The organism is Salibacterium aidingense DSM 18341, assembly GCF_000429685.1.
GTDB classification, from domain to species: Bacteria; Bacillota; Bacilli; order Bacillales; family Marinococcaceae; genus Salibacterium; species Salibacterium aidingense.
The window spans coordinates 1-13,339 of sequence record NZ_AUCI01000018.1; the positions used below are offsets into that span (position 1 = coordinate 1).

The 13,339-nt window shown below is 47.9% G+C and carries 15 protein-coding genes; 9 read left to right on the plus strand and 6 right to left on the minus strand.

The window, feature by feature from the left end:
* Positions 1-24: 24 nt before the first annotated feature.
* Together G475_RS0116040 and G475_RS26890 are read left to right on the plus strand one after the other, a co-directional pair.
* Positions 25-381 (plus strand): DUF2512 family protein, encoded by a 357-nt coding sequence (locus tag G475_RS0116040; RefSeq protein WP_026701485.1) that lies wholly within the window; start codon positions 25-27, stop codon positions 379-381.
* A gap of 127 nt (positions 382-508) precedes the next feature.
* Complete coding sequence (locus tag G475_RS26890; protein WP_084414097.1) at positions 509-628, plus strand: YjcZ family sporulation protein; 120 nt, start codon at positions 509-511, stop codon at positions 626-628.
* Positions 629-826: 198 nt separating this feature from the next.
* Here the strand turns inward: G475_RS26890 and G475_RS0116050 are convergent, their stop codons facing one another.
* A complete protein-coding gene (locus G475_RS0116050; RefSeq protein ID WP_026702149.1) occupies positions 827-1,465 on the minus strand; it encodes a LysE family translocator in 639 nt (212 codons plus the stop codon).
* 392 nt (positions 1,466-1,857) lie between these two features.
* Here G475_RS0116050 and hisC point away from each other — a divergent pair, with 392 nt between their 5' ends.
* From hisC to G475_RS0116085, 7 genes are all read left to right on the plus strand, one after another.
* Positions 1,858-2,955: a histidinol-phosphate transaminase gene (gene hisC / locus G475_RS0116055; protein ID WP_211233932.1), complete on the plus strand. Its 1,098-nt coding sequence runs from the start codon at positions 1,858-1,860 to the stop codon at positions 2,953-2,955.
* Positions 2,956-3,021: 66 nt separating this feature from the next.
* Positions 3,022-4,461: a Na+/H+ antiporter NhaC gene (gene nhaC / locus G475_RS0116060; RefSeq protein WP_026702151.1), complete on the plus strand. Its 1,440-nt coding sequence runs from the start codon at positions 3,022-3,024 to the stop codon at positions 4,459-4,461.
* Positions 4,462-4,998: a GNAT family N-acetyltransferase gene (locus G475_RS0116065; RefSeq protein ID WP_051302596.1), complete on the plus strand. Its 537-nt coding sequence runs from the start codon at positions 4,462-4,464 to the stop codon at positions 4,996-4,998.
* Positions 4,999-5,007: 9 nt separating this feature from the next.
* The gene (gene pdhA, locus G475_RS0116070) at positions 5,008-6,072 is read left to right on the plus strand and encodes a pyruvate dehydrogenase (acetyl-transferring) E1 component subunit alpha (RefSeq protein WP_026702153.1); all 1,065 of its coding nucleotides are present in this window, start codon (positions 5,008-5,010) and stop codon (positions 6,070-6,072) included.
* Complete coding sequence (locus G475_RS0116075) at positions 6,072-7,070, plus strand: alpha-ketoacid dehydrogenase subunit beta (protein ID WP_026702154.1); 999 nt, start codon at positions 6,072-6,074, stop codon at positions 7,068-7,070. Before pdhA ends, G475_RS0116075 begins: the two co-directional genes overlap by 1 nt.
* Positions 7,071-7,088: 18 nt before the next feature.
* Complete coding sequence (locus G475_RS0116080) at positions 7,089-8,198, plus strand: biotin/lipoyl-containing protein (protein WP_026702155.1); 1,110 nt, start codon at positions 7,089-7,091, stop codon at positions 8,196-8,198.
* A 43-nt stretch (positions 8,199-8,241) separates the two neighbouring features.
* Entirely contained in the window at positions 8,242-9,123 is an 882-nt protein-coding gene (locus tag G475_RS0116085) for an alpha/beta hydrolase family esterase (RefSeq protein WP_026702156.1), read from the plus strand.
* Positions 9,124-9,675: 552 nt separating this feature from the next.
* Here G475_RS0116085 and G475_RS0116090 read toward each other — a convergent pair.
* From G475_RS0116090 to G475_RS0116110, 5 genes are all read right to left on the minus strand, one after another.
* Positions 9,676-10,065, minus strand: coding sequence for a 5-carboxymethyl-2-hydroxymuconate Delta-isomerase (locus G475_RS0116090; RefSeq protein ID WP_026702157.1), 390 nt, complete (start codon positions 10,063-10,065; stop codon positions 9,676-9,678).
* Positions 10,066-10,080: 15 nt separating this feature from the next.
* Entirely contained in the window at positions 10,081-10,821 is a 741-nt protein-coding gene (locus tag G475_RS0116095; RefSeq protein WP_026702158.1) for a fumarylacetoacetate hydrolase family protein, read from the minus strand.
* A gap of 17 nt (positions 10,822-10,838) precedes the next feature.
* Positions 10,839-11,585, minus strand: a complete 747-nt coding sequence (locus G475_RS0116100) for a fumarylacetoacetate hydrolase family protein (RefSeq protein WP_026702159.1) — start codon at positions 11,583-11,585, stop codon at positions 10,839-10,841.
* Positions 11,586-11,712: 127 nt separating this feature from the next.
* A complete protein-coding gene (locus tag G475_RS0116105) occupies positions 11,713-12,345 on the minus strand; it encodes a GntR family transcriptional regulator (RefSeq protein ID WP_233275800.1) in 633 nt (210 codons plus the stop codon).
* Between the two features lie 46 nt (positions 12,346-12,391).
* A complete protein-coding gene (locus tag G475_RS0116110; protein ID WP_026702161.1) occupies positions 12,392-13,318 on the minus strand; it encodes a LysR family transcriptional regulator in 927 nt (308 codons plus the stop codon).
* Positions 13,319-13,339: the final 21 nt, after the last annotated feature.

Genomic DNA, 13,339 nt, shown 5'->3' on the forward strand with positions numbered 1-13,339 from the left:
AAATATCAAAAGGAGGTACATATTATGATTGGATTAATCATCAAAATCTTTATTTGCCCCATCACAGTGTTGATTTCGTCTTTCATTTTTCCAAATGTGAACTTTGAAAATTTATGGCAGCCTATTATTGTAGGGCTAATTCTCGCTGTATGTGCCCACGTCCTGGAGATTTTCATCCTAAAAGAAGGTACATTTTGGTTTAGTAGCATTGTTGATTTTATTGCTGCATCTATTATCGTGTACGTCGTTTCTTTGTTTTTTACAACAGCTACCGTCACCATTTTCGGAGCATTCCTCACTGGTTTACTCCTTTCAATCACAGAACTCGCTCAACACAATTGGCTTATTAAGAGCGGGAAAACAGAGAAGTCCCCTACTTAGGACCACCTCAAAGGTGGTTTTTTTAATGCTTCTTTGCACAATATCCAACCATACCTAGGCAATCGCTCACACAAAACAGGACTGCTTAGTCATAAATTGTGACTAGCGACAATAAGGAGGTGAAGATATGAGTGCAGGTTATGGATATGGGTCTGGATTTGCATTGATCGTTGTCCTGTTTATCCTATTAATCATTGTTGGTTCATCTGGTTTCTTCGGTGGATACGGTGGTGGTTACGGATATTAGGAGCATATCCCTATTCTCCTTTTCTAAAGGGCGGACCTAATGTCCGTCCTTTTTGAACATATGAACATAGGTCTTCTTTTTCACATAATCCGTCCTATTTGTCTCAGTCGGACTCTCTTGTAGAGGAACAACTTATTAAACACCGGGCATTTAGGCAATGCTGGTTGTTGAGAGATTTGCTTTCAGGTCGTATTATATTCAGAAACTGCCCTCATTTTCCATTACCACCATCTGCAGTCCAATAACGGTAAACAACGTTCCTTGCACCAGATTCATCCGCCGCGAAACTTTGGGGTTATTTTGAAGAATACGGCCGGCTTGGTGTGCGAGAAGACTGACTACGGAGAAAATAATAAAAGCCTGCAATAAAAACAGCACACCGAGGAGGAGCATCTGCAACGTGACCGGTCCGCTGGAAGTATTGGTGAACTGCGGCAGCAGCGCCAGGAAAAACAGCGACACTTTGGGATTTAATAGATTCATGAGGATTCCTTTTTTGTACAGGCCTGCATACGGCAGGTCTGTTTTTTCCTGGTTGGTCAACGAAGCGGTCTCGCGGTTTCGAAAAGCCTGCCAGGCCAGGTAAAGCAAATAGAGGGCTCCGGCGTATTTGACGATGGAAAAAGCGAGCGAAGATTGATAGATGACCGCAGAAATGCCGACGGCGGCCGCCGTAATATGTACAAGAAGGCCGGTGCAGAGACCGCAGGCGGTGACGATGCCTGCCTTGGCGCTGCGGGCGATGCTCTGGGCAGTGACAAACAGAATGTCCGGCCCGGGGGCGAGGGTTAATGCAACGGCCGTACCCAAAAAGGCAGTTAAAACAACAAAATCCATATATATCCCTTCTTTTCTTTTACTGGTTTTCCGACTGTTTCTCTTATCGTACCATACCTCCTGTTTGAAAAGCCCGTACCGAGATGCAGTGCGGTTCTCCCTTATCATGTGATTCTCGCTCTTTTCCTTGATCAGATCACGTCCCCGTCCCCATTCTTTCTATATGGATTTCCTATCGAAGACCTACGTTTATCATATGAATAAAAAGAAAACGGTTTCAAAAACACTGGGATGACAGGGTTCTGTGTCCCCGTTCCTGAAGGAGCGGGCATTTCTTTAGTGCTTAAAAGCATTTCAGCTTTAAATGAAATTCTTGTGCGGGCAGAGGAATCCCTCTACCATTACAGGCAGTATCATTCATTTATTTTGCATAGAAGGAGGTTTTATCAGAAATGGTGAAACCGAGGAAACAGATGGCAGAGGTGGCGATGTATTCCCCGGGAAAGCCGGTCGAGGAACTGCAGCGTGAGCTCGGTTTGTCTCATGTCATTAAAATGGCATCAAATGAAAACCCGTACGGTTCTTCGCCAAAGGCTCGGGACGCCATGGTAGAAGAAATGAAGAATATTCATTATTATCCGGAGGTTACAGCACCTGTGCTTGCAGAAAAGTTAAGCCGTCATCTCGGGGCACCGGCGGACACTTTTATTTTTGGAAACGGGTCGGATGAAATTATCCGGATGCTTACCAGAACGTACGTGAATCCCGGGGATGAAGCGGTAATGGCGAAGGTTACTTTCCCGCGGTATAAAACAAATGTCATCATAGAGGGTGGAATCCCGGTGGAGGTGGCAATGAAGGAAGGGACGCATGATCTGACGGCGATGAGAGAGGCCTTGACTCCCCGCACCAAAATGATTTTTGTGTGTAATCCAAATAATCCGACAGGAACAATTATAGGGAAAGAGGAACTGCTTCACTTTTTAGAAAGTGTGCCTTCCGATGTGCTTGTTGTCCTGGATGAGGCGTACTATGAGTACGTCCATACCGATGATTATCTGGAATCATTGGATTATCTCGATCGTTTTGAAAACCTTATTGTGCTGCGTACGTTTTCAAAAGTTTACGGAATGGCTTCGGTGCGTGTGGGCTACGGCATTACACAGCCTGCTGTGGTGCAGGAACTGCTAAAAGGGAAGGAGCCTTTTAATGTAAACCGTCTGGCCCAGGCCGGCGCTGTGGCAGCACTCGATGACGATGATTTTTTGCGGGACACGAAGAGGAAGAATGAACACGGGCGGCTTTATTTAGAATCGGCCTTTCAGAAAATGGGGTTGTCTTCTTTTCCAACCCATACTAACTTCATTATGGTCGATGTAAAACAGGAAGCAGAAAAAATCCACCACCGTCTGCTGGAGCAGGGAATTATTATCCGCCCCGGCCACGTCATGGGGTATCCGACGATGATCCGGGTCACGATTGGAAAGAAAGAAGAAAATGAGAAGTTTATTCAGGCCCTTGAGAACGTATTGAAAAAACAAGGACAATAAGATAGAGAATTTTTCTTCACCACAGTTTTGTATGCGCTTTCAAAAAATAAAGCAGGGGGTTTTTAAATGGAGGCAAAAAAAGCAACGCTAACGGGGTCACTTGTCGTATTGTGTTTAATTATTGCTATTTTAGGGATCAGCATCCTTCATTTTGGGGTAGCTCCGCATATCCCAATTGTTTTAGCCGCTATCGTTGTTTCGCTTTACGGTCTGAAACTGAAACATGACTGGAAAACGCTGGAACAGGCAATGGTCAAAGGTATTTCTTATGGTATACCTGCCATCTTAATTCTGAGTTTAATAGGGGTGTTGATTGGGGTCTGGGCCCTGAATGGAACCGTACCTACCATTACATTTTATGGACTTCACGTCTTGTCGCCGAGTCTCTTCCTAGTTTCGGCCGTTATTATTACAGCCGTCGTGGCCATTATGACGGGAAGCTCTCTGAGTGCGATGGCAACGATTGGTGTTTCCCTGATGGGGGTAGCCTACGGTATGGGGATTTCTCCCGAGATGACAGCCGGGGCGATCGTAAGCGGGGCTATTTTTGGGGATAAATTATCTCCCCTTTCGGATACGACCAACTTAACGGCTGCGACGGCCAAAGTCGATGTGTTTGAACATATTCGTCATATGTTATGGACGACTGTCCCCGCCTTAATTATTACTCTCTTCATTTTTGGAATCATTGGTGTTTCAAATAGTCAGGGCGGGGCTGATACGTCGCAGGTAGATGAGATGATTAACACGCTGCAGTCAGAGTTTATGATTAGCTGGGTTACCCTGCTTTCCCCGCTTTTAATTATTGGCCTGGCCGTTCGGCGTGTAAAACCGCTGCCGTCTCTTGCTATGGGACTGATTGTTGCGGTGCTGACTACCTTTTACACGAACCCGGGAGCAAATTTCGGGGATATTATGAACGCAGCTCACGGCGGCTACACCGCAGAAACCGGGGTGGAATCGATTGACAGCCTGCTGTCTCTTGGTGGTCTGGAAAGCATGCTCTTTGGAGTCTCACTGATTATTGTGGCCCTTGCTTTCGGCGGTGTCTTCCGCGGTGTCGGCATTGCCCACACGTTAATTGACAGCCTGAAAGGCATTCTCCACAAAAGAGGGCACGTTATCAGTTCGACCGTTGTTTCCTGCTTTGGAGTGAACTTTATCATTGGCGAACAGTACCTGTCGATTATTCTGCCGGGCCAGATGCTCGAAGACTCGTACCGAAACACGAACCTTCATCCGAAAAACCTGTCCCGGACCTTGGAAGACGCCGGATCGATCCTGCATCCCCTCATTCCATGGGGCGTAATCGGGGCTTTTGTGATGACGACTCTGGATGTCGGCATGGGTTATATTTTCTTTACCTTCATTAGTTTAGTCACCCCGTTTATTACCCTGTTGTATGCCTACACCGGCTGGACGCTGACGCCGCTGGATCAGGATAAAGAAAGTATCGTGAATGCAGACGAGGCAGACGAAGCAAACTCCGAGTCGAAAGCGTTGTAGATGCTGATGACAATACGTAAAGCAGCGCAGACAGAAGCGCGGGCGATTGCAGAACTTCATGTGGCAGGCTGGAAGCAGACCTATCAAGGTATTTTCCCAGAAAACGTGCTGGCCGCCCTTGATGTAAAAGAACGGGAAACATGGTGGCGGCATATTCTCGAGAGGCCGCGGACACTGACCGATGTAGTCCTTTCGGAATACGGAGAAGTCGTAGGCGTGGTCAGCGGCGGTCCGCTCCGGGGTACCTCCATTGCCGGATACGATGGGGAACTATATGCGATTTACCTGGCGCCGGAAGTTCAGGGGATGGGACTTGGAAGAAAACTCTTTTTGTCCATGGCGAGGCAATTATATGAGCATCATTTTTCGTCAATGGTCATATGGCTGGCGAGGAAAAACAGTGCCCGTTATTTTTATGAGAAATTCGGCCCGGTGGAAGTTGCAAGGACAATAAATCAATACGGTGTGGAAGATGCCGCTTATGGATATAACCTGAAAGACTTATTGGATAGGGACAAACAAGATAAGGGATGGTGAGGACACATGATGCTTGATCAATTTCCAATGCAGCAAATCATAAATGAAGAAGGAAACGTCAACCCGGAGGTCCAGACAGACCTCTCTATCGAACAGATAAAACGCTTTTATTATTTGATGCTGCGGGCACGGATGCTCGATAAAAAATCCGTTAATCTGCAGCGGCAGGGACGAATTGGAACGTATGTCCAGTATGAAGGGCAGGAAGCCGCCCAGGTTGGCAGCGCGGCGGCTCTCGAGGAAGGGGACTGGATGTTTCCAACGTACCGGGATCACGCCGCGACGCTGACATTTGGTCATTCGATGCGCAATCTCCTGCTGAACTGGCGGGGGCGTTTAGAAGGAGGACTTCCGCCGGAAGGGGTGAATATTTTTCCTCCGGCTATTCCAATTGCTTCGCAGCTTCCACACGCAGCAGGGACAGCCTGGGCCGAGAAAAAACGAGGAACAGACCGGGTGTCCCTGGTTTACTTTGGAGACGGGGCGACGTCAGAAGGTGATTTCCACGAAGGATTGAATTTCGCCAGTGTGTTTCAAGTACCGGCTGTATTTTTTAATCAGAATAACGGCTATGCCATCAGCGTGCCGATGAAAAAACAGATGCATGCCAAAACGATCGCCCAGAAAGGACTCGGCTATGATATGGAATGTGCCCGAGTGGACGGCAATGATGTGGCTGCGGTTTACACGGCAGTAAAAGAAGCCGTTCAGCGGGCGCGCAGCGGCGGGGGTCCCACTTTGCTGGAGGCAGTGACCTGGCGGTACGGGGCCCATACGACGGCGGATGACCCGACCAAGTACCGGGATCAATCCGAAAGTGATAAACGAAGGGAAACGACCGATCCCCTGTTACGGCTCGAGCGGTATTTGAAACTAGAAGAAGCCTGGACCGATGCCTGGGCATCTTCTCTGGAGGAGGAAATTAACGACGAGATCGAAAAAGCAATCGAAGAAATGGAGAATTATCCGGAAGCTGATATCAGCCAGCTTTTTGATCACGTATATGACGTACCGACCTGGACCGTACAGGAGCAGATTGAGGAACATTTGGCTGTGAAAGGGAGGAAGGCCTGATGACAACCACCGTGCAGACAAAAAGTATGACGATGATTCAAGGGATCAATGACGCGCTGCGGATCATGCTGGAAGAAGATGAAAATGTTCTTGTGCTGGGCCAGGACGTCGGGGTGAACGGCGGCGTATTTCGTGCCACAGAAGGGTTATATAACCAGTTTGGAAGCGAACGGGTCATTGATACCCCGCTGGCGGAATCGGGAATTATCGGTACCTCCATTGGAATGGCAGCCAATGGTTTCCGCCCCATTGCGGAAATGCAGTTTCTCGGTTTCATTTATCCGGCTTTTAATCAAATCATGACTCATGCCACAAGGATCCGGCAGCGTTCGATGGGGCGATACACGGCTCCGATGGTTATTCGTGCTCCATTTGGAGCAGGAGTCCGGGCGCCGGAGATTCATTCGGACAGCGTCGAAGCTTTATTTACCCATATGCCCGGCCTCAAGGTGGTCGTACCTGCCAACGCTTATGACGCGAAAGGCCTGTTAATCGCGAGCATCGAAGATCCGGATCCGGTTCTTTTTCTCGAGCCGATGCGCTGTTACCGTTCTTCCCGAACCGACGTACCGGAAGAAAAATATACCATAAAACTTGGCAAAGCTGCAGTGCGCAAAGAAGGAGAAGATATTTCTGTTTTTACGTGGGGGGCCATGACGATCGAAACGATGAAAGCAGTCGAAGAAATTGAAAAAGAAGAAAACGCCTCGTGCGAGGTGATCGATTTGCGTACGCTGTACCCGATGGATAAAGAAGCGATAGCGGCCTCGGTACAGAAAACAGGCCGGGCTCTTATCATACATGAAGCCCCGGCTTCCGGGGGAGTGAGCAGTGAAGTAATGGCAGTCATTAATGATACTTCCTTCTTATACCTGCGTTCGCCGGTAGAACGGGTCTGCGGTTTTGACACCCCGGTTCCGGTCTATTCCCTGGAAAATGAGTACATCCCAAGTCCTGAAAAAATTAAACACGCCATCCGACGCTGCATCAATTTTTAACGGAAAGGAGACCTCACTATGTTTGAAGTAAAACTTCATGATATCGGCGAAGGCATGCATGAAGCGGAAATACTGAATTATTTTGTGAAACCGGGCGATACCGTTAAAAATGATGAACCACTGGTGGAAATTCAGACGGATAAAATGAGTGCCGAAATTCCATCGCCCCGCTCGGGAAAGATACAAGAACTGAAAGCAGCGGCTGGCGATGTCGTGGAAGTCGGAGACACGATTCTCGTACTGGAGGACGGGAATTCCAGTACTGTTCCACATGCAGCTTCGGAAAAAGCGGTCCCAGCCAGAACGGCACCTGCCGCGGGGAAATCAAAAACAGAAACAGCTGCCGCTGTGATGTCCCCGCCCCAAAAAAAGCGGGTTATTGCAGCACCTCATACGAGAAGAATTGCCAGGGAACAGAGCGTCGATATCGAACAGATTAAAGGAAGCGGCAAAAACGGACGTGTGCTGGATGAAGACATTTATGCGATGGTCCGCCATGGCGGAAAGGAGAGCGCAAGCCCGGAGAGACCTCAACAAGATGAAATGCCGGTTTCTGAAAGTACTAGCTTTTTTACCCTGCCGTCGGTCAGCTACCGTTGCGAAGTAGATGTAACGGAGGTGCAGAAGCGCCGGCAGGTATTGAAAGATCACGAAACCAATGTATCCGTAACGGCGTTTGTGATCAAAGCGCTGCAGACGGCCTGGTCGCGACGTTCCTTCTACCAGTCGGAAAGTTGTCATATCGGTCTTGTGACAGAAATAGACAGCGGCTTTACTGTGCCGGTGCTGCAAGACGTACAGAACCTTCCGTTATCCGGTATTGACAGTGGACGCAGGAACGCATCCCCTGAGCCGGCGGATATAGAACCGGTATTGGCTGTGACCAATACGGATCCGGAAGAGGATATCCTGGTTCCGATGGGATATACAAAGGTTCCGACCGCTGCCCTGCATCCGATTAACAAAAAAGCCCGGATAGAAGACGGAGAATTGTCGGTGCGCGAGATAATGGAGATTGCTCTGACGATTGATACACGAAAGATATCTCCACAAGCAGCGGGAAGCTTGCTCCGGGACGCGGCCCGCATGATCGAAAATCCGGACTTGATGATGGCGGAAATGGTATGATCCGAAAAAATAGTCTCTGCCCGCGGAAAAATGAGGTGAAACCATGCTAGAATCACTGCCGAAAGGAACAATTCGAATAAAAGAAACCGAGCGGACGTACCGTTATTATGTTCCATCGACGGTCACGCCAGAAACACCGGCTCCGCTGATGATCAGTTATCATGGTGCCGGGAGTGATGCTGCCTATCACAGCAGATTGACAGGATTCGCGGAGCTGGCAGAGGAAGAAGGATTTATCGTCCTGTTTCCGGAAGCACTGGAAGTGACACTGGGGCAGCCTTTATCGAGACAGTGGAATGAAGACCGGAAAGGCAGTTTGGCTGAGGAAGCAGACATTGAAGATATTCGATTTACGGAAGAACTGCTGAAAAAGTGGAAGGGGTACTATACAATAGACACCGAGCAGATCTATGCAACCGGCTTTTCCAATGGAGCCAGCTTCAGCCTCCGGGCCGCCATCGAACTTCCCGGCACGTTTGCCGGAGTCGGTGCTGTCGCAGGGCCGCTCGCGGAACCACTGCAGCGGAAAGAAACAAACGGCCTTCCTCCGCTGGTCTTTATCATGGGAGGGGAAGACCCGGTGGTGCCGTTTTCCGCCGAAGATGCCAATGGCGAAATTTCCTATGATATTACCGGACTGCTCGGGGCCCGTGCAACGGTAGAATGGTGGACCTATCAATCGGCGTCTTCCTGGGAGCGGAAAGAAGAACGGTTCGCCCCGCGCTCGCTGCATGACCCGACCCGGGTGGAACGCCATTTATATGAGACTGACACCGGAAAGACCGCGGCAGCACTCTATATCATCAAAGGAGGCGGGCATACGTGGCCGGGCGGACCGAAAGTGCAGCATCCCGAATTTGGCAGGGTCAGTCAGCAGTTGGAAGGCGCCAGGGAAATATGGCGCATGTTCCAGCTTGGACCGTAACACGCTGGGACAAAAGAAAAACCCGAACATTCCGTAGTTTGTGTTAAAGAAGCAATGAACAAGCGAAGTCAAACTACGAAGACTCCAATGCAGAACAATGCCTGTATCGTTCTCGCGGGAAGCAAAGTTTTTTGAGGCAGTGGTAGTATGGATGCACAAAAAATTCCGAACAAATCGTGGGAGAATCGTTCGGAATTTTTAATTTAAAATATCTTTGGCCAAAAAGGCATTTTGAATAAGAAGCAAGTAAATGACCTGCCTCGGTTAATGGAAGGGAACGACAAACGGACACGCTCCGGACGAATTTGTCCGATTTATACAGGTTAAGGACATTAGAGAGAAAAAACGAAAATAAAATATTTGGAAACGAATGAAATAAGACAAATAGCCAGTGAGTTAAAATGTCTAATAACCTGTATTTATGGAACATTCAGGAGCAATTCTGTCTCCTATGTTCGGTTGGTCAGGAAGAAGAACCGCTTAATAGGAGGGTTTGATTCTAAAATGAAAAACTCAGCCTGTAGTAACTATATCAGGCTGAGTTTTGATGTGTCAGGTCTTTTTGTACCGCGGGTGAATATTGTTTTTTTTGTATGTTCCGCCCTCTCCGAATTCCTGAAGTTCGAAGGAGAGCGCTAAATACCTTTTTTCAAAAAGGCTGGCGAAGTGGGTCTCCATGGTTTCAAATATTTTTTCCGATATCATGGCTTTGTCTTCTTTCGAACGGCCGCCGCCGATTTTCAGCTGGGCGTGAACGAAAGCGTCATCTTCGGTATCATCCGCAATCACATACTCGTTTAATTCGATTGCACGGGAGCGGATGCCTCCGATGGGAAAAAGATCGGGGCGGGAGATCAGTACGTCATTTATTTTTTTTAACAGCCCGCGGAGGTCGCCCTCTTCTTTCAAATTATCGGTATACTCTACAATAAAATGCGGCATCGCCGGCAGTCCTCCTTATACTTTCCGGATGTAGTTGGTCAAGGCGCCAATTCCTTCAATTTCGGTCACGACGGTATCACCAGCATTTACTTGAGCCAGGCCTTCCGGAGTACCTGTCAGGATCACATCATTTTTGTTCAGCGTCATAAAGCCGCTTAGATATTCAATTAAATCCGGGATCGTAAAGATCATATCAGCCGTGGTGCCTTCCTGGGTGATACGTCCATTGATGGAAGTCTTTAACGTCAGATTCATTGGATCTCCAATATCATTCTTGTCAACGAACCAGGGGCCGAGAGGTGTGCAGGTATCCCGGTTTTTAACGCGGAGATTCGGACGGTAATAGTTTTCGAGATAATCCCGGATGGCATAGTCGTTTCCGATCGTGTAGCCGGCTATGTAATCATAGGCCTCTTCTTTTTTTACATTTTTGGCGGTTTTTCCTATGATGACACCAAGCTCACATTCGTAATGCATGTTTGTTGCTTCTTCCGGCCGTTTGGTTTCCCCGCGGTGGCCAATAAAGGTGTTGGGCCCTTTTAAAAAAACTAGTGGTTCTTTTGGCGCTTGAAAGGAAAGTTCCTTAGCGTGGTCTGCGTAATTCAGGCCCAGGGCAAAAGTAGTCTGCGGCTGTACAGGCGGCAGCCATTCTACTTCTTCCTCCTGCAGCAGACGCCCATCTTCCAGTTTCACTTTTCCGTTTTCCTCGACGGCGTCATGGATGGTGCCGCCGGTAACGATGCGTGCTCGTTTCATCGGTTCCTGTTCCTCCTCTATTGAATAGTGTTTTCCAGGGTGCCAATCTGCGCAATCTTAACTTGGACTTTGTCTCCCTTTTGTACGAGGGGGGGACGGGCCGGGGTGCCGGTCAACAGTACGTCCCCTTCATATAACGTCATGTATTCTGTGACATCTGCGAGTAACTGCGGAATCGATCTTACTAAATTTCTCGTAGTAGCCGTTTGTCTGGTTTTCCCATTAACGAAAACTTCTATAGTTACATCGTCGGGATGTGCTACTTCCTCCTTGGCCACTACCCATGGACCGATCGGGCAGAATTTATCACGGGCTTTCTGCTTGACCGGGGGGCGGTGAAAGCTTTCAAATGGGAGGCTGATATCGTTGGCCACTGTAAAACCATCGATGTAGTCCCAGGCTGCGTTAACTTCAATGTTTGTGGCGGATTTGCCAATAACAATGCCGAGGGCCGCCCCTGTTTGGAGTTCTTCTTCCCCTTGCGGAACCGGGACAGAAGACAGATGGGGAGTCAGTGTATTCACCGGCTTGATGTACAGCACGGGAGCTGCGGGAGGGGTGTTATATGGCTTCTCATACAGGGCATTTCCCAGTACGTCAAGTTCCTCCTGATAATTCAAGGCGGCTCCGTAAACAGTTCCGTGAACAGGAACTCTCCAGGACAGTTCTGCTTGAGAGGTGCCTGTGACCTCATTGGTTTCCGGTTGAACCTCCAGTTGCTTCGGATAGAGGTTCTGATTGTATACCGCTTTGGCGATGGCCATCGTTTATCCACTCCTCTATTCATGCACGAAAACGCATTCATTTTATTATATATTTTATTATATATGATTTTAGCCGGAAACTCAATTAAAAAGAAACCTGAATCCCGAAGGCAGGTTTCTTTTTCCCTTATTTTCTATTTTCATAAGCTTCCAGAGTGTTTAATTTATGCTGCCGGGCAAACGCTTCAACGGCTTCTTTTGTGGGCGGGTCTGCCAATAAATCAATTAACTGGTCATGTTCTTCCACGGAATGAGGGGCACGCATCGGAAAATAGGCGAAACCGGCGGTGCGCACTGTATCAAGCTTTTCCCAGGATTGTTTAATATTATTAACGAGCAGCTTGTTCGGACAGTGCGAATAAATCGCAAAATGAAATGTTTTGTTTAATTCACTGAAGGTATTTAGATCATATTGCTGCAGCGCTCGTTTCATATCGTTATTTATGTCCGTGAATTCCTGAATGTGTTTCTCTTTTAAATAATCCAGACTCAGCATCGTAGCGTATCCTTCCAGCAGCGCCAGCATTTCAAGGGTCTGTTTATAGACCTTTTCATCAATTGATAAAACAAGGGCTCCAGCGTTTTGTCTGTATTCTATAAGGTTATCAGCCTCCAGCCGGCGGATGGCCTCTCTAACCGGAATGTGGCTGGATCCAACCTCCTTTGCGATCTGATCTAAGATAATCCGCTGCCCGGGGGCATAGGTGCCGTCTAAAATACGATCCTTAATTACGGTGTACGCATATTTGGTCTTGTTCATCTTATTTTTATCCATACAATTATTATATATTTTTTTGTATATGATATCAATAAAATGATTGGTTTATTTCATTGATTCCCGCCTGCGCATAGGAAGTTTCGAATAAAGTTAAGAACCGCTGGGCAGCTTTTGTCAAATAACGATCTTTATTCCATATGATAACCGGATCGGCGGTAATAGAAAAGTCTTTTATATCCAGTACCCGGATTCTTTCATACGAAAACGCATAGAGGGTGGATTTTGGAATGATGGTAGCGCCTACCCCTGTTGCCGCAAGCGAAAGCAGCATCGAAGCGTCCGGACATTCGCAGATGACATTCGGCTCAAACCCGTGGCTGCGGCATTCGTTGACAATCAGTTCAAACTGCCCGGCCCCGCTGATGCGGTGAAGGAGCATTAACGGCATATTCTGCAGTTCCTTCATTTCCACATTTCTGCGGTTGGGAGAAAACGTGTGCCATTCTTCGGGCACGACCAGCACGTATGGTTCAGACGGAAGACGGAGCATGTTAAATTCCTCCGGGTCAATCGGAAGCCGGACCACAGCCAATTCAATTTCCCTGCTGCGGATACTCTCCGCCAGGAAAAAAGTATCACCTTCTCGTAATTTAAAAATAATATTCGGATGCTTTTCCCGAAGCTGATTCATTTGTTCAGGGAGAAAGGAGAAACATGATTTATTCGAACCGATAGTAAGGGTGCCGCGGATACCTTCCTCTATTTCCTGTACCTCGATAACTGTATCTTCCAGATCGTTCATTATTTTCAACGCTTTGTTGTATAAAATCTTTCCCGCCTCTGTCAGCTCTATATTCCTGCCGTTTTTCCGGAACAGCTGAATATTTAATTCCTCTTCCATATTTTTTAACTGCTGGCTTAGAGGCGGCTGGGCCATATGCAGACGGCGGGCGGCCTTGGTAACCTGTCCTTCCTCCGCTACGGCGCAGAAATACCTTAATTGTCTGATATCCATATGATATCCTCCTTTTATTGA